General features: G+C 64.4%; 25 protein-coding genes. 15 read left to right on the forward strand and 10 right to left on the reverse strand.

From position 1 onward, the window contains the following. Positions 1–261: 261 nt before the first annotated feature. Positions 262–1,593, forward strand: a complete 1,332-nt coding sequence (locus JQ572_RS10765; protein WP_211382978.1) for an Hsp70 family protein — start codon at positions 262–264, stop codon at positions 1,591–1,593. Between the two features lie 77 nt (positions 1,594–1,670). On the opposite strand, the gene JQ572_RS10770 is transcribed toward JQ572_RS10765, so the two are convergent. Together JQ572_RS10770 and JQ572_RS10775 are read right to left on the reverse strand one after the other, a co-directional pair. Then, positions 1,671–2,114 (reverse strand): SRPBCC family protein, encoded by a 444-nt coding sequence (locus tag JQ572_RS10770; protein WP_211382979.1) that lies wholly within the window; start codon positions 2,112–2,114, stop codon positions 1,671–1,673. Positions 2,115–2,244: 130 nt separating this feature from the next. Continuing rightward, complete coding sequence (locus JQ572_RS10775; protein ID WP_211382980.1) at positions 2,245–2,934, reverse strand: hypothetical protein; 690 nt, start codon at positions 2,932–2,934, stop codon at positions 2,245–2,247. Between the two features lie 285 nt (positions 2,935–3,219). On the opposite strand from JQ572_RS10775, the gene JQ572_RS10780 reads away from it, so the two are divergent. The 4 genes from JQ572_RS10780 to JQ572_RS10795 all read left to right on the forward strand — a co-directional run bounded on the left by JQ572_RS10780 (position 3,220) and on the right by JQ572_RS10795 (position 5,344). Then, positions 3,220–4,191, forward strand: a complete 972-nt coding sequence (locus JQ572_RS10780; RefSeq protein ID WP_211382981.1) for a phytanoyl-CoA dioxygenase family protein — start codon at positions 3,220–3,222, stop codon at positions 4,189–4,191. Positions 4,192–4,515: 324 nt separating this feature from the next. Then, entirely contained in the window at positions 4,516–4,725 is a 210-nt protein-coding gene (locus JQ572_RS10785; protein WP_211382982.1) for a cold-shock protein, read from the forward strand. A gap of 97 nt (positions 4,726–4,822) precedes the next feature. Next, positions 4,823–5,065: a transcriptional regulator gene (locus JQ572_RS10790; RefSeq protein ID WP_211382983.1), complete on the forward strand. Its 243-nt coding sequence runs from the start codon at positions 4,823–4,825 to the stop codon at positions 5,063–5,065. A 54-nt stretch (positions 5,066–5,119) separates the two neighbouring features. Next, positions 5,120–5,344: a hypothetical protein gene (locus JQ572_RS10795; protein ID WP_211382984.1), complete on the forward strand. Its 225-nt coding sequence runs from the start codon at positions 5,120–5,122 to the stop codon at positions 5,342–5,344. Between the two features lie 86 nt (positions 5,345–5,430). Here the strand turns inward: JQ572_RS10795 and JQ572_RS10800 are convergent, their stop codons facing one another. From JQ572_RS10800 to JQ572_RS10815, 4 genes are all read right to left on the reverse strand, one after another. Then, positions 5,431–5,613, reverse strand: coding sequence for a hypothetical protein (locus JQ572_RS10800; protein ID WP_211382985.1), 183 nt, complete (start codon positions 5,611–5,613; stop codon positions 5,431–5,433). Between the two features lie 368 nt (positions 5,614–5,981). Next, entirely contained in the window at positions 5,982–7,259 is a 1,278-nt protein-coding gene (gene frc, locus JQ572_RS10805; protein WP_211382986.1) for a formyl-CoA transferase, read from the reverse strand. A gap of 62 nt (positions 7,260–7,321) precedes the next feature. Further along, positions 7,322–9,055: an oxalyl-CoA decarboxylase gene (gene oxc, locus JQ572_RS10810; protein WP_211382987.1), complete on the reverse strand. Its 1,734-nt coding sequence runs from the start codon at positions 9,053–9,055 to the stop codon at positions 7,322–7,324. 74 nt (positions 9,056–9,129) lie between these two features. After that, positions 9,130–9,822, reverse strand: coding sequence for a GntR family transcriptional regulator (locus JQ572_RS10815; RefSeq protein ID WP_211383539.1), 693 nt, complete (start codon positions 9,820–9,822; stop codon positions 9,130–9,132). Between the two features lie 347 nt (positions 9,823–10,169). Here JQ572_RS10815 and JQ572_RS10820 point away from each other — a divergent pair, with 347 nt between their 5' ends. The 8 genes from JQ572_RS10820 to JQ572_RS10855 all read left to right on the forward strand — a co-directional run bounded on the left by JQ572_RS10820 (position 10,170) and on the right by JQ572_RS10855 (position 20,333). After that, a complete protein-coding gene (locus JQ572_RS10820) occupies positions 10,170–12,299 on the forward strand; it encodes an acetate--CoA ligase family protein (protein WP_211382988.1) in 2,130 nt (709 codons plus the stop codon). Positions 12,300–12,360: 61 nt separating this feature from the next. Beyond that, complete coding sequence (locus JQ572_RS10825; protein WP_211382989.1) at positions 12,361–13,209, forward strand: IclR family transcriptional regulator; 849 nt, start codon at positions 12,361–12,363, stop codon at positions 13,207–13,209. 105 nt (positions 13,210–13,314) lie between these two features. Further along, a complete protein-coding gene (locus JQ572_RS10830; protein ID WP_211382990.1) occupies positions 13,315–14,115 on the forward strand; it encodes an NYN domain-containing protein in 801 nt (266 codons plus the stop codon). An 85-nt stretch (positions 14,116–14,200) separates the two neighbouring features. Then, the gene (locus JQ572_RS10835) at positions 14,201–16,003 is read left to right on the forward strand and encodes an adenine deaminase (RefSeq protein WP_211382991.1); all 1,803 of its coding nucleotides are present in this window, start codon (positions 14,201–14,203) and stop codon (positions 16,001–16,003) included. Between the two features lie 152 nt (positions 16,004–16,155). Continuing rightward, complete coding sequence (gcl, locus tag JQ572_RS10840; protein WP_211382992.1) at positions 16,156–17,946, forward strand: glyoxylate carboligase; 1,791 nt, start codon at positions 16,156–16,158, stop codon at positions 17,944–17,946. 12 nt (positions 17,947–17,958) lie between these two features. After that, positions 17,959–18,744, forward strand: a complete 786-nt coding sequence (gene hyi / locus JQ572_RS10845; protein WP_211382993.1) for a hydroxypyruvate isomerase — start codon at positions 17,959–17,961, stop codon at positions 18,742–18,744. A 170-nt stretch (positions 18,745–18,914) separates the two neighbouring features. Continuing rightward, complete coding sequence (locus tag JQ572_RS10850; RefSeq protein ID WP_249128951.1) at positions 18,915–19,826, forward strand: 2-hydroxy-3-oxopropionate reductase; 912 nt, start codon at positions 18,915–18,917, stop codon at positions 19,824–19,826. Positions 19,827–19,949: 123 nt separating this feature from the next. Continuing rightward, positions 19,950–20,333, forward strand: a complete 384-nt coding sequence (locus JQ572_RS10855; protein WP_211382995.1) for a DUF1236 domain-containing protein — start codon at positions 19,950–19,952, stop codon at positions 20,331–20,333. A 39-nt stretch (positions 20,334–20,372) separates the two neighbouring features. On the opposite strand, the gene JQ572_RS10860 is transcribed toward JQ572_RS10855, so the two are convergent. The 3 genes from JQ572_RS10860 to JQ572_RS10870 all read right to left on the reverse strand — a co-directional run bounded on the left by JQ572_RS10860 (position 20,373) and on the right by JQ572_RS10870 (position 22,012). Then, positions 20,373–20,750: a VanZ family protein gene (locus JQ572_RS10860; RefSeq protein WP_211382996.1), complete on the reverse strand. Its 378-nt coding sequence runs from the start codon at positions 20,748–20,750 to the stop codon at positions 20,373–20,375. 76 nt (positions 20,751–20,826) lie between these two features. After that, positions 20,827–21,423, reverse strand: a complete 597-nt coding sequence (locus tag JQ572_RS10865; RefSeq protein WP_249128952.1) for a thiamine pyrophosphate-dependent enzyme — start codon at positions 21,421–21,423, stop codon at positions 20,827–20,829. A 22-nt stretch (positions 21,424–21,445) separates the two neighbouring features. Next, entirely contained in the window at positions 21,446–22,012 is a 567-nt protein-coding gene (locus JQ572_RS10870) for a thiamine pyrophosphate-binding protein (RefSeq protein WP_211382998.1), read from the reverse strand. Between the two features lie 246 nt (positions 22,013–22,258). Here JQ572_RS10870 and JQ572_RS10875 point away from each other — a divergent pair, with 246 nt between their 5' ends. Then, the gene (locus JQ572_RS10875) at positions 22,259–23,308 is read left to right on the forward strand and encodes a hydroxyacid dehydrogenase (protein WP_211382999.1); all 1,050 of its coding nucleotides are present in this window, start codon (positions 22,259–22,261) and stop codon (positions 23,306–23,308) included. 119 nt (positions 23,309–23,427) lie between these two features. Then, the gene (locus tag JQ572_RS10880; protein ID WP_211383000.1) at positions 23,428–23,640 is read left to right on the forward strand and encodes a hypothetical protein; all 213 of its coding nucleotides are present in this window, start codon (positions 23,428–23,430) and stop codon (positions 23,638–23,640) included. A gap of 3 nt (positions 23,641–23,643) precedes the next feature. On the opposite strand, the gene JQ572_RS10885 is transcribed toward JQ572_RS10880, so the two are convergent. After that, on the reverse strand, positions 23,644–24,222 hold the full coding sequence (locus JQ572_RS10885; protein ID WP_211383001.1) for a GNAT family N-acetyltransferase: 579 nt from the start codon (positions 24,220–24,222) through the stop codon (positions 23,644–23,646). Position 24,223: the final 1 nt, after the last annotated feature.

A 24,223-nucleotide genomic window follows, 5' to 3' on the forward strand; every position in this document is an offset into this window, starting at 1 on the left:
AATTTATGTATACCAGATGCCAATGTCCATGCACGTCATTGCATAGCAGCATTTAATCTGCTGCATTGCAGCATAACGCCGGGTTAACGAGGCCGTTTCGGCCTTAAAGTCGCAAATTTGTTGCCCAAGGACGTCGCTTGCTCCGCAAACACCCCACCGCCACCCCGAAAAGCTGCGCAAATGCAATGGACCGGGGTCTTGGCAGGGCGGATCAAAGCCGTTAGTGCTCTGCGCCCTTCCAATCATCTGTCAGAGTGGTTCATGTCGAGCGCCTCGGCCGCCGTCTCGATCGGCATCGATTTTGGGACCAGCAACACGGTCGTCGCGCTCGCGGCGGACAACCGCCGGGTCGAGGCCATCCGCTTCGACCATGGCGGACAGCGCCACAGCGTCTACGTCTCGGCCCTGTGCTTCTGGGAAGACCGCCCGGGAGCCGGCGCTCAGGCCGAAGGCGGCCCGTGGGCGATCGAGCAGTTCCTCGAAGGACGGCATGTCTACCGCTTCCTCCAGTCGTTCAAGACCTTCGCCGCGAGCAGCAGCTTCAACACCACCCAGGTGTTCCGGCAGCGCTACAAGTTCGAGGATATTCTGGCGGCGTTCCTGCGGACCCTGGCGCGCCATGGCGGCGACAAATTCGGCTTCGAAACGTCGACCATCACGGTCGGCCGCCCCGTCCGCTTTGCCGGCGGCAATCCCGACGAGGCGCTGGCGATGCAGCGATACCGGGCGGCGTTCGAGCGCCTCGGCGCCGGCCATGCGCGCTACGTCTACGAGCCCGTCGGCGCCGCGTTCTCGTTCGCCCGCCGGCTGGAGCGCGATGCGACAGTTCTGGTTGCGGATTTCGGCGGCGGCACCAGCGATTTCTCGGTGATGCGCTTCTCGCGCGCGGGCGGCACCTTGCGCGCCGAGCCGCTCGGCCACGCCGGCATCGGGATTGCCGGCGACACGTTCGACTACCGCATCGTCGATCACGTCGTCTCGCCGCGGCTGGGCAAGGGCTCGAGCTTCCGCTCGTTCGACAAGGTGCTGCCGGTCCCGAGCGGCCACTACACCAACCTCGCGCGCTGGCATCAGCTCGCGATGATGAAGAGCAACGGCGATCTGCGCGAGCTGCGGGAGCTTGCGCGCTCCGCGCTGAAGCCGGCTCTGCTCGAGGATTTCATCACCATCGTCGATCTCGACCTCGGCTTTTCGCTGTACCGGGCGGTGTCCGACGCCAAGGTCGCACTGTCGGCGCAGGATCAGGTGGACTTCCGCTTCAAAGGCGGCGGGGTCGAGATCGGATCGACCATCACACGGAAGAACTTCGAAGCCTGGATCGCCGACGACATCGCCCGGCTCGGCGCCACCGTCGACAAGGTGCTCGGCGAGGCCGGCATCACCGCGCGCGAGGTGGAGAAGGTGTTCCTGACCGGCGGCACCTCGTTCGTGCCGGCGGTGCGAAAACTGTTCGCCGAACGGTTCGGCAACGAACGGCTGATGTCGGGCGATCAGTTCGAGTCGATCGCCTACGGTCTCGCGCTGATCGGACACAGTCCCGACCCGGACCGCTGGACCGCGAGCGGCGGGCTCGCGCCGAGGGCGGGCGTGTAGGTTTTGGCGCCATTTGAGTGCGCGTGTCGAAGGAAGGCCACAAGGAAGGTGCCCCTCAGGCCAGTCCAGCTCTGCGGCTACTGGTTGATCTCCGGCTCGACGAGCTTCGCCAGATTCCGCAGCGATTCCTGCCAGCCGAGATAGCAGGCTTCCGGCGGGATGACGTCGGGAATGCCCGCCTGCGTGATGTCGAGCTCGGTGCCGACCGAGACCTTCTTCAAGATCACGGTGACCTGGATTTCGCCGGGCAGATTGGGGTCGTCGAATCTGTCGGTGTAGCGAAGACGTTCGCCCGGGACGAGCTCGAGATATTCGCCGCCAAAGGCATGGCTGTTGCCCGTCGTGAAGTTACGGAACGACATCTTGAACGTGCCTCCGACCTTGGGCTCGAAATGATTGACGGTGCAGGTAAAGCCGTTGGGCGGAAGCCACTTTGCCAGCGCATCCGCCTCCAGGAAGGCGCGATAGACTTTCTGCGGGCTGGTGGTCAGGACGCGGTGAAGGCGGACAGTGCTCGGCATGATGATCATCCTCGTGGATCGACGGGCGCGAATTCAGCGTCTATGGCCCATTCATGTCTAGATGACGAACGAGACAGTGCCGATCCGACAGCGCGTCCCGAATTTTCTGAAGGTGGCCCGGCGGGAGTCGCTAGACCACCGCTGCATCCTGCGGCGTCATCGTGAACGCCAGCGCGTAGCAGCCGGTCGTCGCATGGTTCCGCGCGCCCGCGCCGCGAAGTGTTGACGGCGAGAGCTGTTCGGCGATCACGCGCTCGACCGTGCCGGCATCGTAGCCGGATAGCAGCACGATCCAGTCGGCAGCGCCGTCTTTGCCGCGGATCTGCTGTTCGGTGGTGGGCAAGCTGGTCCGGGGCGTGTCCGTCACGAGGAGGTGGGCGCCTGTCAGTCCCGGCATCTGCGCCAATGTGCCGAGCATCTCCGAGAGGCGCGTCTGCAACTCCGCCTCGCGTCCGGCCTCCGGCGAAAGCCGGATGGTGGCCAGCGAGGTGGCGACGCCGCCGCCAAAGCTCGCGACGATCCGGCACTGGCTGCGCACCATCCCGAGATGATGCGGCATCATCCTGGTCGACCATGGGGTCGGCGCGTTGAGGCGATCGAGATATCCTCTCGATGTGAGCACCTCATATTGCTCCAGCTCGTAGAGCACGAAGAAGCCTTCGGTGTCGGTCGTGCTGGTCCAGCGCGATCCGCGGCGGAAGCCGGCAATGCTCATCCGCTCCGGAAAATGCTCGTGCGAATGCCAGTCGCCGAACTCCGCGCGCTGCTCCGGGCGGACGCTCCACCACATCGCGACGGCTGCCTTGCCTAGCAGTGACATGTTGACCTCGTCTTCTTCAAGTCGTTGCCTGTAGCCGCACCGTCGAGGACCGAAAGACGATCGCGATCGTCCCGATGCTTCCGGCGTCGCGGGTCTCCACGGCGTGCGCTACGACGCGGCGCCATCTGCCTCACTTGCTTGCAGTGGTGCTCGATACGCTCCGTTCACACTTCGTAACGTTCAAGCCGAAATTTGGCTCAACTCGGCGATTAGCTATCGGCTGACTCCGTCCGGCGCCGACGGCGATCTCGCCGTGCATCCATCATAACCGAAGAGACTTACGACATGAAGCAGACGACGCTGCGCTACCGGGCCTTGCGCCGGATCCGCAGCCTGCCAGCGCAGACCACTTCGAGATTGCTTGGAATGCCGGCGATCAGCCGGAAATTGGATGAGGCTTACGAGAGGGCGCGGGCATCCTATAGGCCGCGCCTGCCCAAACTCTCCCCACTCGAGATGGATATCGTCGCCGGGCTGGAAAACAACGGGGTCCACATCACGTCGCTCGAAAAGCTGGATCTGCCTGGCACTGACGCGCTTTGGACATCTGCGACCGGTATCGCGAACAGCTATGCGCACCGTGCCAAACAGGGCGAGTTTGCCGGCGAATATACCGTGCAGGTCGGCGCCGAGGATATGATGCGCCATCCGCACATCGTCCGCTGGCCCCTTCACGATCGCATCCTCAACATCGTTGAAACCTATCTTGGCCTGCCTGCCGGATATGACACGCTGAATTTCTTCTATACCCAGGCCGACGGCCGGCAGGTGGGGGCACGCAGATGGCATCGCGATGTCGAGGATCGGCGGATGGTCAAGGTGATCGTCTACCTGCATGATGTCGACATGGATACCGGCCCGCTCGAAGTCCTGCACCGCTCCTTTCCCGGCAGCGACACGCTCGACGGCGCCAATTTTCCGGTCCTCACGCAGGAAATGCTGGAGGACAGGCTCGGCGCGACGCTGGGCAGCGGCGACGTCACGACCTGCACCGGCAGGGCCGGCACGGTGATCTTCGCGGACGTCGCAAGTCACTATCATCGCGGGCGCCCGGCGATCGCGCGCGACCGCTGCGCGCTCTTCTACAATTTTTTCTCTCACGCGCCGCTTCGGCCGTTCTACTGCGAACGGCATCTGTTCTCGCGGCAGCAGCTTTTGGAATTTGCCGCAGGCCAGACCGCCCGGGCGCGGGCCTGCTTGCTGTGGCACGCGAACGTACCTCTTCTCGCCCGGATCGTGCCGCGCGCGCGGCTCTAGAGATCAATGCTGAGTTCGATCGGGCGAAGTGTCGTGCCTTTGGCCTGCCGGCGTGCTCGAGAAGGCCCATCTTGCCTCTCCTCAGGCGCCCCCGCCGAGTCCGGGTCCTCAATCCTGCGAACCTTCCGCTGAGGCCTCCGGGCATTTAAATCCGGCCACGCCTTGCAAATGAGCGTGATGAGGTATACGGTGAGGTCTGTTCGTTCAGCCGCTGTGCCTTGTTGAATGCGCCCGCGGGCTCCTTTTCCATAGACATCGACGAATTGAATTTCATCTGCGCGACGATTCGCGCGGAATGCGCACGTATGCGCTTTGGAGAAGAAGATGACGACAGGTACTGTGAAGTGGTTTAACGGCCAGAAGGGCTTTGGATTCATTCAGCCCAACGACGGCGGCAGCGATGTGTTCGTTCACATCAGCGCGGTCGAGCGGGCTGGTCTTGCGGGTCTCGCTGAGGGCCAGAAGGTCAATTTCGAGCTCAAGACCGACAAGATGCGGGGTAAGGTCAGCGCAGAGAATCTCTCGCTGGCCTAACGACCTGGTGCCGTTTCACGGATGTACTGAAACGGCCGCGCTGCCCGCTCGATCCCCGGATTGAGCGGGTTTTGTCCGTTGTGGAACAGGGTGGATCATGAGCGCCAAGAAATCGGCCGAACCGACGCCCGAGGCCATCGCGCGCTCCAATCGTCAGCGTTTGGCTGTTGAAGAGGGGGCGCGAGCGATGGCGGATGCCGAAAGGCAAGCCGTGGATGTTCGCAAGAACATGGCGCGGCTTCGAGAGCTGCGCCAAGCCAAGGAAGCGGCCGACATAACCCTTCAGGCATCCCTGCCGGCACCCACCCCGGCCAAGCGCAAGAAGAAGCTGCCGAAATAGCCTGCGCAGATAACGCCATCGACAATCTGGAGAGGGCCGGTCACATGCCACAGAGTGCAGATCGTGCCTAGAATCAAGTTGGACGGTGGTGGCACGATCACGTTCTTTCTCGCGCTGGGCGCGGGCCGGCAAATGTGCCGACTGGCGACCACGTTCCTGACGCAGAAGCAGGCCTTCAGCTATCTTCAAAGGAACCGAACGGAATTCGAGCGCATCGCCCGGGCGCGGCTGGCTTCAGGGGAGCTCGAAGACGGAATCGTCGTGCTCTCGATGCTATAGGTCGAGGTCAGGCGTCGATTTCGATGCAAGTCTTCGAGGGCACGGCTTCCGGCGCGATTGCGATCGAAGGCGGTCCGGAGCCCTTCCTATTCGGAGCGGCTTCCCGGCTTGGCTTCGCGGGCCAATCGCTCCGCTTTCAAGCGCTCGCGGTTCTCGTTGAAGGAGTGCTGGTCCTTCGCATAGTCATTCATCGGCTTTTGCGGCTTGGCAGGCTTGAACGCCTTGTTGGCTTCACGCTTGGCGCGATCAGGGGATTGATCTTTCGACATTTCGACCTCGGTTTGATCAACGAGCGTGGTCCCGACGAGTGCCGGACGCGACAATATCCTCGCACAAGCCGACATGGATCGACACCCTCTGGGCGGAGAAGGCGGCCAATTCTTCAGCGTTGGGCAGGTCTCTTGCGAGGTGCTTGGTCACTCGCTGTGAAGAAGGCGGACTCGCTTTTGCTTCCAGGAGCACGCCGTTTGAGGAGACAACGGGCGGCCAATGTGTCTGGTTCCCTGGGGACCGGTGTTTAATTTGACTTTGGCAGGATCAACGCCGGAAGTGGACTGATTGCCGGCCCGGTCGATCTCGGGGTCGACAAAAAAGGCCGCCGAAACCGGCGGCCTTTCGTGTCTTGAGATAAGTCCGCTTACTCCGCGGCCTGCTTCTGCGGCGGGTCGAGCGCGCCGGACTTGTGGATCTCGGCGACCTGGTGGTCCGAGAAGCCGAGCACGCTGCGCAGGATCTCGTCGGTGTGCTCCCCGAGCAGCGGGGAGCGCTCCACGTCGCTTGGGGAATCCGACAGCTTGATCGGGTTCCCGACCGAGATGTACTTGCCGCGGGTGGGGTGATCGACCTCGACCACAGTGCCGGTGGCGCGCAACGACTGGTCCTCGGCGATCTCCTTCATCGACAGGATCGGGCCGCAGGGGATGTCGTCCTTGTTGAGGATTTCCATCGCCTCGAACTTGGTCTTGGTCATCGTCCACTGCTCGATGCGACCGAAGATCTCGTTGAGGCGCGGCAGACGGGCGGCCGGCTTGGCGTAGTTCGGATCAGTCTTCCAGGTCGGCTCGCCGATCACGTCGCAGATCTTCTCCCAGACCGGGGCCTGGGTGATGAAGTAGATGTAGGCGTTGGGATCGGTTTCCCAGCCCTTGCACTTCAGGATGCGGCCGGGCTGGCCGCCGCCCGAGTCGTTGCCGGCGCGCGGCACGGCATCGCCGAACGGAATGCCTTCGCCGAACTGGCTGTACTCCTTGAGCGGGCCGTGGGCGAGACGCTGCTGGTCGCGGAGCTTGACGCGGGCGAGGTTGAGCACGCCGTCCTGCATCGCGGCGGTGACGCGCTGGCCCTTGCCCGAATGCGTGCGCTGATAGAGCGCGGTGACGATGCCGAGCGCCAGATGCAGGCCGGTGCCGCTGTCGCCGATCTGTGCGCCGGTCACGAGCGGAAGACCATCGCGGAAGCCGGTGGTGGAGGCGGCGCCGCCGGTGCACTGCGCGACGTTCTCATAGACCTTGCAGTCCTCGTACGGCCCGGGACCAAAGCCCTTGATCGAGGCGACGATCATCTTCGGGTTGATCGCCTGGATCTTCTCCCAGGGGAAGCCCATGCGGTCGAGCACGCCGGGGCCGAAATTTTCCACCAGCACGTCGCACTTCTTGATCAGCTCGGTGAGGACTTCCTTGCCCTTGGGGTTCTTGGTGTCGAGCGTGATCGAGCGCTTGTTGTGGTTGAGCATGGTGAAATACAGGCTGTCCACGTTCGGGATGTCCTGCAGCTGGCCGCGGGTGATGTCACCCACGCCCGGGCGTTCCACCTTGATCACGTCGGCGCCGAACCAGGCGAGCAGCTGCGTGCAGGTCGGCCCGGACTGAACGTGGGTGAAGTCGAGAATGCGAACGCCCTCGAGCGCTTTGGTCATTATGTTGCTCCGTACTCTGTCTGCCCCTGCTAACCACAGGGAATAAAGGGTTGAGGGGGGACTTACTTCTTCTTCTGCAGAACGCTCTGCGGATTGAGGTTGCCGATGCGGCCGCTCTCCGAACCCGCGGCCGGATCGATCACCGCGTTGATGAGCGTCGGCTTGCCCGAGGCCATCGCCTCGTTGACGGCACGCTTGAGCTCGTCGGGCGAGGTGGCGTTCACGCCGACACCGCCGAAGGCTTCCATCATCTTGTCGTAGCGCGCGCCCTTGACGAACACCGTCGTCGCTGGATCGGCGTTGACGCTGTTGACGTCGGTGCCGCGATAGATGCCGTCATTGTTGAAGATGACGACGCAGATCGGCAAATTGTAGCGGCAGATGGTCTCGACCTCCATGCCGGAGAAGCCGAAGGCGCTGTCGCCTTCCACTGCGAGCACGGGGTGGCCGGTCTCGAGGGTCGCGGCGATCGCCTGGCCCATGCCGATGCCCATCACGCCCCAGGTGCCGACGTCGAGACGCTTGCGCGGCTTGTACATGTCGATGACGCCGCGGGCGAGGTCGAGCGTGTTGGCGCCCTCGTTGACGAGGATCGCCTCGGGATACTCCTTGATGACGTTCTTCAGCACGCCGAGCGCGCCGTGATAGTCCATCGGCGACTTGTTGTTCATGAGCTTCGGCGCCATCTTGGCGACGTTCTCTTCGCGCTTGGTCGAAATCGCCTTGGTCCATTCGGCGGGCGGGACGCTCCAGCCGGAGGCCATCGCCTGGTTGAAGGCCGAGACGACCGAGCCGATGTCGCCGACGACGGGCGCGACGATCTCGACGTTGGAGTCCATCTCCCGCGGCTCGATGTCGACCTGGATGAACTTCTTGGGTGCGTCGCCCCAGTTCTTGCCCTTGCCGTGCGAGAGCAGCCAGTTCAGCCGCGCGCCGATCAGCAGCACGACGTCGGAATCTTTCAGCACCGTGGAGCGCGCAGCACCTGCGCATTGCGGATGGGTATCGGAGAGGAGGCCCTTGGCCATGCTCATCGGCAGGAACGGGATGCCGCTCTTCTCGACGAAGGTCTTGATCTCCTCGTCGGCCTGCGCGTAGGCAGCGCCCTTGCCGAGGATGATCAGGGGACGCTTCGCCGCCTTGAGCACGTCGAGCGCGCGCTTGATCGAAGCGGGCGAGGGGATCTGCGCGGGCGCAGCGTCGATCACCTTGACCAGCGACTTCTGGCCGGCATCGGCGTTCATCACCTGGCCGAACAGCTTTGCCGGCAGGTCGAGATAGACACCGCCCGGACGGCCCGAGACCGCGGCGCGGATGGCGCGGGCAAGGCCGATACCGATGTCCTGGGCGTGCAGCACGCGATAGGCCGCCTTGCACAGGGGCTTGGCAATAGCGAGCTGGTCCATCTCCTCGTAGTCGCCCTGCTGGAGGTCGACGATCTCGCGCTCGGAGGAGCCCGAGATCAGGATCATCGGGTAGCAGTTGGTGGTGGCGTGGGCGAGTGCGGTGAGACCGTTGAGGAAGCCGGGCGCGGAGACGGTGAGGCAGATGCCGGGCTTCTTGGTGAGGAAGCCGGCGATGCCCGCCGCGTAACCGGCGTTCTGCTCGTGACGGAACGAGATCATGCGAATGCCGGCGGCCTGCGCCATGCGGCCCAAATCCGTGATCGGGATGCCCGGCACATTATAGATGGTAGTAATGCCGTTCAGCTTGAGCGCGTCGATGACGAGATGAAAGCCATCCGTCAGTTCCTGCTCGGTGCCCGGTGCTTCGGACTTGGTCGCGGTATTCAGCATGGGCCTTGTCTCCCTGGTCTCAAGATGCCGTTTAGGCTTTGTGGGCGAATTGCTCGCCCTTCTGGTGAACGTTGCTAGAAGAGTTCCTGACCGTGCGCTTCGACGTAAGCTGCAAGGCCAAGGGTGTGGTCGCGAGCGCGCTTCTCGGCGAGGTCGGTATCGCGCGCCTCCAGGGCTTCGATCATGCCCATATGCTCGGGCAGGGAGGTCGCGGTGCGATCCTTGCGTCCGATCGTCAGTTGCCGGTAGCCGCGCACGTGCAGCAAGAGGTCATTGGTGAGGTCGACCAGCACCGGCGATTCCGACAGCGAGATCAGTGCCTGGTGGAAGGCGATGTTGGCGCGCGAATATTCCTCGACGTGATCCTCGGGCAGGCGGTCCTTGCTGAAATCCTTGAAGTAGTCGCGCAGCGCCGTGATGTCCTTCTTGCGCGCGGTGGTGGTGATGAGGCGGGCCGCCATGCTCTCCAGCGCCGCCCAGGCGCGGATCATGTCGACGATCTCGCTCTTGGTCCGGCGCACCACCATGATGCCGCGGCGCGGAACGGTCTTCACGAAACCGTCCTGCTCGAGCATCGCAATGGCTTCGCGGATCGGTGTGCGGCTCACACCGAGGCGTTCGGACAGCGCTCGCTCGTCGAGCATCACCGGCTCGGGCGTCGAGTAGATGTCCATCTTGAGGATGGCTTCCTTCAAGGCGTCATACGCCTTGTTCTTGAAGCTGCTCTCCGGGGCAATACGAACGATTGCGATATCTGCCTCGGCCATGTTCGGCAACGCCTTGGTTGGTTTCCGCAGTGACACGACGAATCTCCTCCAGTGGGAGTCGTCTTTTACAGGATTATTAACTGGAAAGTTTTTGGCATACCAAATGCCAGAATGTCAAGCTGCCTATTTTTTGCGGCATTCTAGGCAATGCGGTCGCTTGACAAATTGGCTTCTGGCATACCAAATGCCATCGCCAGCCATTTTTGATCCAAAGCGGCGGAGTAGCCTCGGCTTTATGCCACTCCATTCCGCGACATGGAACAGAGCGCGGCGAATGGCAAGCATCACGGGCAGCCGCACACGCGCGCGCTTTGAAAAGAACGAACCGAGGTCAAGGGAGAAGCCACATGTCCAATTCCAAAGATGCCGTCCGCAAGGTGCTCGACCAGGTCAAGGCGGACAACCGCACCAGCCTGACGGCGCCGGAAGGCAAGCTGGTCTGCGACGCCTACGTCATTCCGGTGCCGAAGGAAGGCGTGGCGAAGTCGGCCGGCGAGGCCGGCAAGATGGCCTCCTCGATGGGCTTCCCGGTGGTGATGAAGATCGTCTCGCCGGACATTCTCCACAAGACCGAAGCCGGCGGAGTCATCGTCGGCCTCAAGACGGCGCAGGATGCCGAGAAGGCCTACGAGACCATTCTCGGCAACGCCAGGAAGTACAAGTCCGACGCCAAGATCGAAGGCGTCCAGGTCCAGCAGATGCTGGCCGGCGGCACCGAGGTGATCGTCGGCTCGATCACCGACGGCTCGTTCGGCAAGCTCGTCGCCTTCGGCCTCGGCGGCGTGCTGGTCGAAGTGCTGAAGGACATCACCTTCCGCCTCGCGCCGGCGACCAGGGAAGATGCGCTCTCGATGCTCGACGGCATCCAGGCGCATGAGATCTTGAAGGGCGTTCGCGGCGGAGAGCCGGTAAACCGCACGGCGCTGGCCGATGTGATCGTTAAGGTCTCGCAGCTCGTCACCGATTTCCCTGAAATCGTCGAGCTCGATCTCAACCCGGTGTTTGCGACGGCGAAGGACGCGATCGCCGCCGACGTCCGCATCGTCGTCGATTTCGCCTATGTGCCCAAGCCGAAGCCGCGCCCGACCGAAGAGATCGTCGCGGCCATGAGCCGTATCATGCAGCCGAAGGGCGTCGCCGTGATCGGCGCCTCCGCCGAGGACGGCAAGATCGGCAACTCCGTGATGAAGAACCTGATCAACGGCGGCTACAAGGGCGAGATCTATCCGATCCACCCGAAAGCACCGGAGATTCTCGGCTACAAGGCCTACAGGAGCGTCAAGGACGTACCGGGCGTGATCGACACCGCGGTGTTCGCGATCCCCGCCAAGTTCGTTGCCGGCGCGCTCGTTGAATGCGGTGAGAAGAAAATCCCGGGTGCGGTTCTGATCCCGTCGGGCTTCGCCGAAGCCGGCGCGCCCGAGCTGCAGGCCGAGATCGTCGAGATCGGCAAGAAGTACGACATCCGCCTGATGGGGCCGAACATCTACGGCTTCTACTATACGCCCGCCAATCTCTGCGCGACCTTCTGCACCGCCTACGACGTCAAGGGCCACGCGGCGCTGTCCTCGCAGTCGGGCGGCATCGGCATGGCCATCATCGGCTTCTCGCGCTCGGCCAAGATGGGCGTGTCCGCGATCGTCGGCCTCGGCAACAAGTCCGACATTGACGAGGACGATCTGCTCGCTTTCTTCGAGCAGGACCCGAACACGAACCTGATCGCTCAGCATTGCGAGGATCTCAAGGACGGCCGCGCCTTCGCGGAAGCCGCCAAGCGCGTCTCCAGGAAGAAGCCGGTCGTCGTGCTCAAGGCCGGCCGCACCTCGGCCGGCGCCAAGGCGGCCTCGTCGCACACCGGCGCGCTCGCCGGCAACGACAAGATCTACGAGGACGTCCTGGCGCAGTCCGGCGTGATCCGCGCCCGCAGCCTGCGGCAACTGCTCGAATTCGCCCGCGGCGTGCCGGTGCTGCCGACGCCGAAGGGCGAGAACGTGCTGATCATCACCGGTGCCGGCGGCTCGGGCGTGCTGCTGTCGGACTCCTGCGTCGACAACGGCCTGTCGCTGATGTCGATGCCGCCGGATCTGGATGCGGCCTTCCGCAAGTTCATCCCGCCGTTCGGCGCGGCCGGCAATCCCGTGGACATCACCGGCGGCGAGCCGCCGATCACCTATGTCAACACGGTCAAGCTCGGCCTGTCGGATGAACGCATCCACTCGCTGATCCTCGGCTACTGGCACACCATCGTCACGCCGCCGATGGTGTTCGCCCGCAACATGGTCGAGGTGAAGAAGGAGATGGAGGCCAAGGGTTTCGTGAAGCCGATCGTGGCCTCGCTCGCCGGCGACGTCGAGGTCGAGGAAGCTGCCGAATATCTGTACCAGAACGGTATCCCGGCCTATGCCTACTCGACCGAACTGCCGGTCGAGGTCCTAGGCGCCAAGTACAAATGGGCGCGCGGGGCAGGGCTGCTCTGAGACGACGATACCCATTCACCTCTCCCCGCGTGCGGGGAGAGGTGAGAACAGTCAGGTCGCGATGAGCAAGAACGTGATCCGGCGCAAATCGCTCGAGCCCAGGTCGCCCGTGGAGGCCGATCACGAGGCGCGCGACGGCGGCGTGCAGTCCGTCGACCGCGCGCTGTCGATCCTCGAGACGCTCGCCGAAGACGACGAGGGCTATCGCCTCAGCGACCTCGCCGTGCGGACCGGCCTGTCGGCCTCCACCGTCCACCGCCTGCTCGCCACGCTGGAAAGCCGCCGCTTCGTGCAGTTCGACCGTGCCGAATCCAAATGGCATGTCGGCGTGCGCAGCTTCACGGTGGGCGCGAGTTTTGCCCGGCGGCGCAATTTCACGGCGCAGGCGATTCCGTACCTGCGCAAGCTGCGCGATCTCACCCGTGAAACCGCCAATCTCGCTGTCGTCGACGACGAGTTCATCATCGTGCTGACGCGCATGGAGAGCCGCGAGATCATGCGCTCGCTGACCAAGGTCGGCGGCCGCGTTCCCATGGTGACGTCGGGCGTCGGCAAGGCGGTGCTCGCGACCTATTCCGACGAGGACGTCGGCGCCGTCATCCGTCATCACGGCATGCCGCGCCTGACGGAGAAATCCATCGTGCGTCCGAGCGACCTCTTCAAGGAACTCGCGACGATCCGGAAGCAAGGTTTTGCGGTGGACGACGAAGAGGCCGAGATGGGTCTGCGCTGCGTCGCCGCCGTGGTCTACAATGCGCTCGCCGAGCCGCTCGCCGCGATCTCCGTCTCAGGTCTGACCAGCCGCGTCACCGACGCCCGGCTGCCGGAGATCGGCCGCGTGGTGCGGGATGTGGCGGCGGAACTGACGGCGGCACTGGGCGGCGTGATGCCGGCGGCCAAGCCGGATTGAGCAGAGTTTGCGTTCCGGCGCGCCTCTTGAAAAATCAGGTCTGGCGGCAAGAGCCCCAACATCGGTATATCGATCAACCGTTGTCGCATCCTTTTGGGGAATGTCATGCCGTCCGAGCTCCGTTCGCCCCGTCTTGCCGTCCTGATCGATGCCGACAACGCGTCCGCCAAGATCGCGGATGGACTGTTCGAGGAGATTGCCAAGATCGGCGAGGCCAGCGTTCGCCGCATCTACGGCGATTTCTCCAATGCCAGGTCCAGGGGCTGGGCCGACATCCTGTCCAAACACGCCATCATCCCGCAGCAGCAGTTTGCCTATACGACTGGGAAGAATGCGTCCGACATCACCCTGGTCATCGACGCCATGGACCTGCTTCACAGCGGCCGGTTCGACGGCTTTTGCCTGGTGTCGTCCGACAGCGACTTTACCCGCCTGGCCGCCCGCATCCGGGAGCAGGGCATCGACGTCTTCGGGTTCGGCGAGCAGAAGACGCCGGAGAGCTTCCGGCAAGCCTGCCGCAGGTTCGTCTACACGGAGAACCTGCTGGCCGCCCCGGCGAACACACAGGAGGCCGCCTCGAGATCGGCGTCGCTTCAGCCGCTTGATGCGGCGACCCCCATCATCAAGAAGGTCATTACCCAGATGGAGAGCGAGGACGGCTGGGTGACGCTCGGGGAAGTCGGCCGCCAGCTTGCCAACCTCGCTTCCGATTTCGATCCGAGAACGTTCGGCTTCCGCAAGCTGAGTGACCTCGTGCGAAAGACGAATTCCTTCGAGATCGACGAGCAGAATGGGAGGTCGATGCGGATCCGGGTCAAGCCCGCTGCCGCACCAGCCCCGAGACGGCGGAACTCGCGCAGACCTGCAAGGCCAGGGACGCCAGGCGGTTCGCCGCCCAAGGCGTAAGCAGGACCTGCCGTTATATTTGCGCTTGCCCGGTCCGGCGCAGGGCGTAACCATCGCGTGGCCATAACGCCATGCGAGGGTCCCGATGACCAAACTCACCCGCTTCGCCGTCGCACCCCTGCATTCGATGACCCGGCGTCTGGCCGATGTCGCTTCCGCGCGTCTCGGGCCGGATCTCGTCGTCACCGGCGCGCGGGTGCTCTCGACCTATTCGGAACGCATTCATCCCGGGCGGGAGGTCTGGATCACCGGTGGCCGCATCGCTGCCGTGAAGCCGGCCGGCATGGCCAGGAAGGTGTGGAGCGACGTTGCGGTTTATGACGCGGCCGGCGGCATTATCGCGCCGGGGTTGGTCGACCCGCACATCCACATCGAATCCTCGATGGTGACGGCCTGCGCCTATGCCGAGGCCGCGCTCCTCAACGGCACCACCACGATCTTCTGCGACAGCCACGAGATCGGCAACGTCATGGACGTCGCCGGCGTCGAGGCGATGCTCGAGGATGCGCGCGAGGCGCCGCTCTCGATCTTCCTGACGGTGCCGTCGACGGTGCCGGCCACGTCGGCGGAACTGGAGACCGCCGGCGGCGATCTCACGCCCGACAAGATCGCCGCCCTGTTCGACCGCTGGCCGGAAGCCGTCGCGCTCGGCGAGAAGATGGATTTCGTGCCTGTCGCCATGGGCGACGAGCGCAGTCATGCGATCCTCGCCGCCGCCTTGAAGCGCGGACGCCCGGTGTCCGGACACGTCTACGGCCGCGAGTTTGTGGCGGCCTATGCGGCGTCTGGCGTCACCGATACGCACGAGGCGATCGACCGCGACATCGCCGACGATTTGCTCGATGCCGGCGTCTGGGTCTTCCTGCGCGGGGGACCGCCGACTACGCCGTGGCACTCGCTGCCGCAGGCGATCCGGACCATCACCGAGCTCGGCGCCTCGCACAAGCGCACCGCGGTGTGCACCGACGACCGCGATGCCGACGACCTCCTTCTGTTCGGTCTCGACTGGGTGGTGCGCGAGGCCGTGAAAGCGGGGATGTCGCCCGAGCAAGCATGGTCGATGGGCTCGCTGCATGGCGCGACGCGCTTCAACATGGACAGCGACATCGGCGGGCTCGGCGGTGGCCGCCGCGCCGATCTGGTGCTGACGGACGACAATCTAAAGCCGCAATGCACCTGGTATGGCGGCGAGCTCGTGGTCGAGAACCGCAAGATCACCTCCCGGCTCGATCAGGCGCTGTCGCAGCGCTATCAATATCCAAAGGCGGCCTATGCGACCGTGAAGCTGCCCGAGAAGGTCAAGCTGACGCCGGCGCTGCCGGCCAAGGCCTGCACCGTCAACGCGATCAGGACCGCACTGCCGGGCATCACGCTGATCCACGAGAAGGTCGCGATCGAGCCCGCAAAGGACTGGCCGTCGCTGTTCGCGCGCTATGGCCTGTGCTTCGTCACGGTGGTCGAGCGCCACGGCAAATCCGCCGGCAACGTCGCCTATGGCCTGCTGAAGGACTTTGGCCTGAAGCGGGGCGCGGTCGCTTCCAGCGTCGGGCACGACAGCCACAACATCATCGTTGCCGGCACCAACGAGGGCGACATGCAAGTGGCGATTGCCGCGATCAAGCAACACCAGGGCGCCGTCTGTGTCGTCGCCGACGGCAAGGTGAGGGCGCTGGTTCCGCTGCCGATCGCCGGCCTGCTGTCCGACAAGCGCGTCACCGAGGTGGCCGAAGAGGTTAAGGTGTTGAAGAAGGAATGGGCGGAAGCCGGCTGCACCATCCCCTACATGGGCTTCAATCTGATTCCGCTATCGGTCATTCCGGAAATTCGCATCACCGACAAGGGCCTCGTGCTGGTGCCGCAGATGGAGCTGGCGCCGCTGTTCGAGTGATCCGCTTTCACGCCTGTCTTCGCCTAACTGACTGAAGCCGCCGCGATTTTTCCGCGGCTGCCGCATCGTGGAAAATAAAATCGATCTCGTTGAGATCGCATCTTGCGCGCCTGATGATCCCGCTCGCTGACGCAACCTGAGCGAGGTCCGATATGGCGAAGATGCGAGCTATCGATGCTGCCGTGCGTATCCTGGAGAAGGAAGGTATCTCGACCGCCTTCGGCGTTCCCGGGGCTGCGATCAACCCGCTTTACTCGGCGCTGAAGAAGCGCGGCTCGATCCGCCACATTCTTGCGCGCCATGTCGAGGGCGCCTCGCACATGGCCGAGGGCTACACGCGGGCGAAGGCCGGCAATATCGGCGTCTGCATCGGCACGTCGGGGCCGGCGGGAACCGACATGATCACCGGGCTCTATTCGGCGATCGCCGATTCCATTCCGATCCTCTGCATCACCGGCCAGGCGCCGCGCGCACGGCTCTACAAGGAGGATTTTCAGGCGGTGGATATCGAGTCGATCGCAAAGCCCGTGACCAAATGGGCGGTGACGGTGCGCGAGCCGGCGCTGGTGCCGCGCGTGTTCAGCCAGGCGTTTCACGTGATGCGCTCGGGGCGGCCGGGACCGGTGCTGATCGACATGCCGCTCGACGTGCAACTCGCCGAGATCGAGTTCGACGACGAGACCTATGAGCCGCTGCCGGTCTACAAGCCAGCCGCGACGCGCAAGCAGGTCGAGAAGGCGCTGGACATGCTCAACGCCGCCGAGCGTCCGCTGATCGTCGCGGGTGGCGGCGTCATCAACGCCGACGCCTCGGACCTCCTGGTCGAATTCGCCGAGATCGCGAACGTGCCGGTAGTGCCGACATTGATGGGGTGGGGCGCCATCCCCGACGACCACGTGCTGATGGCCGGCATGGTCGGCCTTCAGACCAGCCACCGCTACGGCAACGCCACGATGCTCGAATCCGATTTCGTGCTCGGTATCGGCAACCGCTGGGCCAACCGTCACACCGGCTCGGTCGAGACCTACACCAAGGGCCGCACCTTCGTGCATGTCGACATCGAGCCGACCCAGATCGGGCGGGTGTTCAATCCCGATCTCGGCATCGTCTCGGACGCCAAGGCCGCGCTTGAACTCTTCGTCGCCGTCGCCAGGGAGTGGCGCCGGTCGGGCAGGCTCCGCGAGCGCCAGGCGTGGCCCGCGGCCTGCCGCGATCGCAAGCGATCGATGCTGCGCAAGAGCCATTTCGACAACGTCCCGATCAAGCCGCAGCGCGTCTACGAGGAGATGAACAAGGCTTTCGGCCGCGATACCACCTATGTTACCGTGATCGGCCTGTCGCAGATCGCCGGCGCGCAGTTTCTGGGTGTCTACAAGCCGCGCAACTGGATCAATGCGGGGCAGGCAGGTCCGCTCGGCTGGACGCTGCCCGCCGCGCTCGGTGTGCGTGCGGCGTGTCCCGATCGCGCCATCGTCGCGCTCTCCGGCGACTACGACTTCCAGTTCCTGATCGAGGAGCTGGCGGTCGGCGCGCAGTTCAATCTGCCCTACATCCACGTCGTCGTGAACAATTCCTATCTCGGCCTGATCCGTCAGGCCCAGCGCGGCTTCGACATGGACTACCACGTCCAGCTCTCCTTCGAGAACATCAACGCGCCCGAACTCGGCGGCTACGGCGTCGACCATGTCGCAGTCGCCGAGGGGCTCGGCTGCAAGGCGATCCGCGTCACCGACCCGAAGGACTCGCAGGCCGCATTCGCGACCGCGCGCGAGCTGATGGCGAAGCATCGCGTGCCCGTGGTGGTCGAGTTCATCCTCGAACGCGTCACCAACATCGCGATGGGCACGGAGATCGACAACATCGTCGAGTTCGAGGAGGTGCTGGATCTGCCACTCGACGAGGTCGAGCGGGCGCGGCCGGGCGTGTTGCAGCCGGCAGAGTAGGAGCACAGCATCATGCCGAAATTTGCCGCCAACCTCACCATGCTCTTCAACGAGATGCCGTTCGTCGACCGCTTTGCCGCGGCGAAGGCGGCGGGCTTTTCCGGGGTGGAGTACCTCTTCCCCTATGATTTCGACAAGGCGCTGTTGCGCGAGCAGCTCGATGACCATGGGCTGACGCAGGTGCTGCACAATCTGCCAGCCGGAAACTGGGCAGCGGGTGAGCGCGGCATCGCGATCCTGCCTGATCGCGTCGCCGAATTCCGCGACGGCGTGTTCCGCGCTATCGACTATGCCAAGGCGCTCGATTGCGAGCAGCTCAACTGCCTGGTCGGCATCGCGCCTGTCGACGCCGATCCGCGCGAGCTCAACGAGACGCTGGTCGGGAACCTGCGCTTCGCCGCCTCGACGCTGGCGCGGGAGAACATCAAGCTGCTGGTCGAGCCGATCAACACGCTCGACATTCCCGGCTTCCACCTCAACGGTACCGAACAGGCAGTGCAGCTGATCTCCGAGGTGAGGTCGAACAATCTCTTCATCCAGTACGACATCTATCACATGCAGATCATGGAGGGCGATCTTGCCCGCACCATGCAGGAATATCTGCCCCGGATCGCGCACATCCAGCTCGCCGACAATCCCGGCCGCCACGAGCCCGGCACCGGCGAGATCAACTATCCGTTCCTGTTCCGCCACCTCGACGCGATCGGTTATCGCGGCTGGATCGGCTGCGAATACAAGCCGCGCACCACGACGCTGGAAGGCCTGTCCTGGCACGCCGCGCAGACATTCGAGACGTGAAACTGTAGCCGCAGCGACGGTGCGCTCCCTCTCCCACCTGCGGGAGAGGGGAGGGCTCGTTGAGGTGCACTGAGAAAATCCCCGGTGGAAGGAGCCCTCACCCGGCGCTCTGCGCCGACCTCTCCCGCAAGCGGGAGAGGAGCACCGAGCGCGTGGATGAAACTTCACTAATGCAACTGAGAGAAACCAAAACCATGATCGAAATCGGCTTCATCGGACTTGGCACCATGGGACGGCCGATGGCCGGCCATCTTCTGGCCGCTGGTCATCGCGTTCTCCTGCATGACGTCGCCCCGGTCCCGCCCGAGCTGATCGCGGCCGGCGGTGTCGCCTGCAAGTCGGGCAAGGAGGTCGCGGAGGAGGCCGATGCCGTCATCATCATGGTGCCGGATACGCCGCATGTGGAAGCCGTGCTGTTCGGCAAGGACGGCGTTGCCAGTGGTATCTCCAAGGGCAAGATCGTGGTCGACATGAGCTCGATCTCGCCGCTCGCAACGAAAGAGTTCGCAAAGAAGATCGAGGCACTCGGCGCGGATTATCTCGACGCCCCGGTGTCGGGCGGGGAGGTCGGTGCCAAGGCGGCGAGCCTCACCATCATGGTCGGCGGCCCCGAGCGCGCCTTTGGCACCATGAAGCCGGTCTTCGACAGGATGGGCAAGAACGTCACCCGGGTCGGCGCCAATGGTGATGGCCAGACGACGAAGGTAGCCAACCAGATCATCGTCGCGCTGACGATCGAGGCGGTGAGCGAAGCGCTGCTGTTCGCATCGAAGGCCGGCGCGGATCCGGCGCTGGTGCGGCAGGCACTGATGGGCGGCTTTGCGTCGTCGCGCATTCTCGAGGTGCATGGCGAGCGCATGGTGAAGCGCAATTTCGATCCGGGTTTTCGCATCGAGCTGCACCAGAAGGATCTCAACCTCGCGCTCGAAGGCGCCCGCGCGCTCGGCCTGTCGCTGCCGAGCACGGCAGTGGCGCAGCAATTGTTCTCGTCCTGCACCGCGCATGGCGGCAAGGGTTGGGACCACTCGGCGATGGTGCGCGCGCTGGAACTGATGGCAGGGCACGAGATTTCGGCGGTGTAAGTGTTACACAGTAACACTCTCCAGATTTGCCAGATTTGGCCTGTCTTTCGTCACGCGGGAACCGGAACAATGGTCCGGCCCCGCGGGTTGTGAGCGCAGGACAATCACTGGAGACATAAGCACATGAAAACCCGTCTTGCGATTTCGTTGGTTGCCGCGTCACTGCTGGCGTCGAGTGCAGCCTTTGCTCAGTCGACGACCGAACAAGGCGCCAGGAACGGCGCACGCGCTGGCGGCGACATTGGCGGCCCGGTCGGAGCCATGGTCGGCGGCACGGTCGGTGCGGCCGTCGGTGCTGGCCTGGAAATCCCGAATGCGATCCTGGGTGGAATCCCGCGCGATGACTCCGTGGTGGTTCACGAGCGCGTCGTGGTCGGCGAGCCGCTGCCCGCGACCGTGGTGCTGCGCCCCGTGCCCAACTACACCGAATATCGTTATGCGGTTGTGAACGATCGCCGCGTGATCGTGGAGCCGCGCACACGCCGCGTCGTCAAGATCATCGACTGATCGGACGTTGAGCTTTGAAGAGGCGGGCCCTGCGGAGCATCACTCCGCGGGGCCTTGGCTTGTCAGGGCCGAATTTGCGCGAAACCGGGTCCTGACCCAATCGGCGATGGCCGCGAGCGTGAAGCCGACGCAGGCGGTGCCGGCATCGACCAGAAAGTCCTCGAGCCGCGCGTGCCGTCCCGGCGCCCAGAATTGCATCAGCTCGAGCAGGCCGATCAGGACCACCGAGATGGCCGCGACGGACGTCCGGCGGCTCCGGTAGGCGAGGCCGAAGGCGAATCCCACCAGGATGAACGCAAGGGCATGTTCGCCGTCCTGGCCGAGGTCGGAATGGGGCCGCAGGCCGGGCGGGCCGAGGGTTGCAAAGGCGACGGCGGCGGCAAGCAGCCAGGCGGAGGAGCGAACCAAAATGGACATCCGATCCGCTTAGCACGGATTGCAGCAGCCTGCCGGGGCGCCGGCATCAGATCGCCGTGTAGTTAATGACGAAACTTTAAAGTGGCTCGCGCACGCCGAGCCCGTGCATGAAGCGTTCCCGGATCTGCACGGGATCCCTGCGGGTGGCCCCCACGCCCGGCTTGTCGTCGATGCGGACGGCGATCAGGCTGGGCTCGCCAGCCGCCATGGCCTCGTCGACCAGCCGCTCGAAATCCTCCTCGTCCGCCGCCCAGGCGCTGTTGCCAAGGCCCGACCCGGCAGCGATGGCGACGATGTCGGCCACGCTGGACGCCGGCGTCGGCTGCGCGCCGGTGATCTGGTAGATGCCGTTGTCCATCACGATCATGATGAGGTTCTTCGGCTTCAAGGCCGCGATGGTCGAGAGCGCGCCGAGCTGCATCAGCAGCGAGCCGTCGCCTTCGAGCGCGAAGACGCGGCGATCGGGCTGCGCCAGCGCCACGCCCAGCGCGATCGGGAAAGCGAGGCCCATGCTGCCCAGCATATAGAAATTCTGCGGGCGATGGCCGGCGGCCCAGAGGTCGAAATTGGTGTTGCCGATGCCGCCGATCACGGCTTCCTCGTGCTTGAGTTTTGCGATCAGGCGCGAGGTCACATCGAAGCGGTTCATCACCTTGGTATTGCGCGTGTTCATTTTAGAACTCATTTGGCCGACCTCACTTGTCGAAAGTCTTGCCGCCGGTGAGCAGCGGGTTGAGGATCAGCGCCACCGGCGCCTGCGTGGTGACGGCCTGCTTGATCGAGCGGTCCGCAATGAATTCGAGTTCGTCGAGCCGGGTGATGGTGTGGTGTTCGAGCGCCAGCGAATCCAGCACCGGACGCATGGTGCGGCAGACCAGCGACTGGCCGTAGTTGAACTCGCCGAGCGTGCCGCGCTCGGAGACGAACATGATCAGCGGAATCTGGTAGGGCACCGCGAGCGAGGCCAGCACGTTGGCGAGCGTGGCAAAGCCGGACGTCTGCATCAGCACTGCTCCGCGTCGTCCGCCCATCCAGGCGCCCGAGACGATGCCGACGGCCTCCTCCTCGCGGGCGGTGGCAAAGGTGGTGAAGAACGGATCGGCGTGCAGGTTCTTGATCAGCGGCGTCAGCACGCGGTCGGGCACGTAGGGGATCAGGCTGATCTCGTTCCGCTTCAGGGTTTGCTGCACGATGCCGTGCCAGCTCCTGTCGCTCGACTCCTGTTTCGCCTGGGGCGAGGACTGCTGTTCCGCAATCGCCATTGCGTTCTCCCTTCAGCCGCGCATGCTTCTTGGTTTTTCGGACGTCACGGCGGTCTGCCGAACTTGACGCGGCGGGCCGGATTGTCAACATGTCCGGGCCGGACCGTGATCTGCGCCAGATGGCCTGCCGCGGCCGGCACCGCCATGTCATAGGGGGCGGCAACGAAAAAAAGCGGAGGGACGCATGGAAGGGGTGCTCGATGCGCCGGCCTTGCGGATCTCCTCGAGAGAGCCGGAAGGGTCCTGATGTCCGTCAACAGCAAGCGCGTCTTCTACTCCAATTATTTGGCCAATCCGATCTACATCGACATCCTGAAGGCGCGGCCCGACGTCCGGCTCGATCGCATCGAGAACGAGAGCCCCGAGGATTTCTACGCGCCGATCATCAGTGCCGCCCATGTCTACCAGATCGGCGCCGCCCGCGACGAGCTCGCGCCTCATTTCCATGTCGACGCCGCCTTCCTGAAGCGGACGCCGAACCTGCTGCTCGTCTCCAGCAACGGCGCCGGATTCGATCCGGTCGACGTCGAGGCCTGCACGGACGCGGGCGTGCTGGTCGTCAACCAGTCCGGCGGCAACGCCCATTCCGTGGCCGAGCACGCGCTGGCGATGATGCTGACCTTGTCCAAGCGCATCATCCAGTCCGATCGCCGCCTGCGCCGCGAGCGCGACGTCAACCGCAACGAGCTCGTCGGCAACGAGGTCGAACACAAGACCGTCGGTATCATCGGGCTCGGCAATGTCGGCCGCCGCATCGCCGCATTGTGCAAGGGCCTGCTCGGCATGAAGGTGCTGGCCTATGATCCGTACCTGTCGGCCGAGGTGATGGCCGAGCGCGGCGGCGAGAAGGTCGAGCTCGATGAGCTGTTGCGCCGCGCAGATTTCGTCTCGATCTCCTGCCCGCTCAACAAGGGCAGCCGCAACATGATCAGCGTGCGCGAGTTTGGGCTGATGCAGCCGCATGCCTATTTCGTCACCACGGCGCGCGGCTTCATCCATGATGAGGACGCGCTGCTCGGGGCGTTGCGCGACAAGCGTATTGCCGGCGCCGGCCTCGACGTCTGGTCCAAGGAGCCGCCGCCGCCGGAGCATCCGCTGCTCCAGCTCGACAACGTGCTGGCGAGCCCGCATACCGCAGGCGTCACCATCGAGGCCCGCCAGAACATGGGCCGGATCGCCGCCGAGCAGGTTCTTGACGTGCTGGACGGCAAGCGTCCGCCGCGCCTGATCAATCCGGAGGTCTGGCCGGTCTACGCGGAGCGTTTCAAGCAGGCCTTCGGGGTGACGCCGGGGTAGGGGCCGCCGGAACGACACGGTGGCGAGAACCGCCCTCCCACCTTGATCCGCGTCAAAATCCCCCTCCCGCAGTCAGGCTAAATGGGATTAGAGTGCCGCCGGGGCAGGCAGGAGGTCCCATGTCAACTTATGTCGTCAGGTTCATGAAGGACGTGCTCGGCCAGTACGGCCGGCAGATCGAGGTGTGCCAAGGCACGCTCGAGATCGACGCCTCCGATGAGGACGAGGCCCGGGAGCGGGCGAAGGCCAGGTTTTGCAAGGACCAGGCGTTGCATCACTGGTCGTTGCATGCCGACCGCATCCAGGTCAGACCGGCTGACTTTCCGTCGTGAGACCTACCGGCCCGGAGTCGTGACAGGCGGGGGCGCCGTCGTCCCGGCGCCGAGCGACCGTTGCACCATGACGGTGTCGGACCAGCGGCCGTGGCGATAGGCGACACCGCTGAGCAGGCCGGCGCGCGTGAAACCGAACCGCTCGTGCAGCGCCAGCGACGGGGCGTTGTCGGCATCGATATAGCCGATCATCTGGCGGAAGCCGGCCGCGGCACAGGCGTCTATCATTCCCTGGAGCAGCAGCCGTCCGACCCCACGGCCGAGATGCGCGTGGTGGACGTAGATCGAGTGCTTGGCCGTATAGCGATAGGCCGGACGCTTGCGGAACAGCACCGCATAGGCATAGCCCACCACTTCGCCGCGATAGGTCGCAACCAGATGCGGCAGGCGCGTCTGCTTCAGATTCTTGCGCCGGTCGCGCAGATCGTCGGGCTCCGGCGCGCCGGTTCCCTCGACGTCGCGCGGCACGCCAGTGCGGACGTGATGGCGGTAGATCGCCAGCATCGCCTCGACGTCGCTTTCGCGTGAGGTGCGGACCAGCACCGGCTCGTCATCCTGACGTGCAACCGCCGTCTCGTTCATC

Source organism: Bradyrhizobium sp. SZCCT0153, assembly GCF_018129995.1.
Lineage (GTDB): Bacteria > Pseudomonadota > Alphaproteobacteria > Rhizobiales > Xanthobacteraceae > Bradyrhizobium > Bradyrhizobium japonicum_G.

Coding starts and splice junctions, on each gene's coding strand:
- JQ572_RS10855 (WP_211382995.1), top strand. CDS start 19,950: ATGAAAACCCGTCTTGCGATTTCGTTGGTTGCCGCGTCACTGCTGGCG.
- JQ572_RS10820 (WP_211382988.1), top strand. CDS start 10,170: ATGTCCAATTCCAAAGATGCCGTCCGCAAGGTGCTCGACCAGGTCAAG.
- JQ572_RS10790 (WP_211382983.1), top strand. CDS start 4,823: ATGAGCGCCAAGAAATCGGCCGAACCGACGCCCGAGGCCATCGCGCGC.
- JQ572_RS10815 (WP_211383539.1), bottom strand. CDS start 9,822: ATGGCCGAGGCAGATATCGCAATCGTTCGTATTGCCCCGGAGAGCAGC.
- JQ572_RS10765 (WP_211382978.1), top strand. CDS start 262: ATGTCGAGCGCCTCGGCCGCCGTCTCGATCGGCATCGATTTTGGGACC.
- JQ572_RS10860 (WP_211382996.1), bottom strand. CDS start 20,750: ATGTCCATTTTGGTTCGCTCCTCCGCCTGGCTGCTTGCCGCCGCCGTC.
- JQ572_RS10835 (WP_211382991.1), top strand. CDS start 14,201: ATGACCAAACTCACCCGCTTCGCCGTCGCACCCCTGCATTCGATGACC.
- JQ572_RS10780 (WP_211382981.1), top strand. CDS start 3,220: ATGAAGCAGACGACGCTGCGCTACCGGGCCTTGCGCCGGATCCGCAGC.
- JQ572_RS10800 (WP_211382985.1), bottom strand. CDS start 5,613: ATGTCGAAAGATCAATCCCCTGATCGCGCCAAGCGTGAAGCCAACAAG.
- gcl (WP_211382992.1), top strand. CDS start 16,156: ATGGCGAAGATGCGAGCTATCGATGCTGCCGTGCGTATCCTGGAGAAG.
- JQ572_RS10850 (WP_249128951.1), top strand. CDS start 18,915: ATGCAACTGAGAGAAACCAAAACCATGATCGAAATCGGCTTCATCGGA.
- JQ572_RS10830 (WP_211382990.1), top strand. CDS start 13,315: ATGCCGTCCGAGCTCCGTTCGCCCCGTCTTGCCGTCCTGATCGATGCC.
- oxc (WP_211382987.1), bottom strand. CDS start 9,055: ATGCTGAATACCGCGACCAAGTCCGAAGCACCGGGCACCGAGCAGGAA.
- JQ572_RS10880 (WP_211383000.1), top strand. CDS start 23,428: ATGTCAACTTATGTCGTCAGGTTCATGAAGGACGTGCTCGGCCAGTAC.
- JQ572_RS10885 (WP_211383001.1), bottom strand. CDS start 24,222: ATGAACGAGACGGCGGTTGCACGTCAGGATGACGAGCCGGTGCTGGTC.
- JQ572_RS10775 (WP_211382980.1), bottom strand. CDS start 2,934: ATGTCACTGCTAGGCAAGGCAGCCGTCGCGATGTGGTGGAGCGTCCGC.
- JQ572_RS10870 (WP_211382998.1), bottom strand. CDS start 22,012: ATGGCGATTGCGGAACAGCAGTCCTCGCCCCAGGCGAAACAGGAGTCG.
- JQ572_RS10825 (WP_211382989.1), top strand. CDS start 12,361: ATGAGCAAGAACGTGATCCGGCGCAAATCGCTCGAGCCCAGGTCGCCC.
- hyi (WP_211382993.1), top strand. CDS start 17,959: ATGCCGAAATTTGCCGCCAACCTCACCATGCTCTTCAACGAGATGCCG.
- JQ572_RS10785 (WP_211382982.1), top strand. CDS start 4,516: ATGACGACAGGTACTGTGAAGTGGTTTAACGGCCAGAAGGGCTTTGGA.
- JQ572_RS10770 (WP_211382979.1), bottom strand. CDS start 2,114: ATGCCGAGCACTGTCCGCCTTCACCGCGTCCTGACCACCAGCCCGCAG.
- frc (WP_211382986.1), bottom strand. CDS start 7,259: ATGACCAAAGCGCTCGAGGGCGTTCGCATTCTCGACTTCACCCACGTT.
- JQ572_RS10865 (WP_249128952.1), bottom strand. CDS start 21,423: ATGAACACGCGCAATACCAAGGTGATGAACCGCTTCGATGTGACCTCG.
- JQ572_RS10875 (WP_211382999.1), top strand. CDS start 22,259: ATGTCCGTCAACAGCAAGCGCGTCTTCTACTCCAATTATTTGGCCAAT.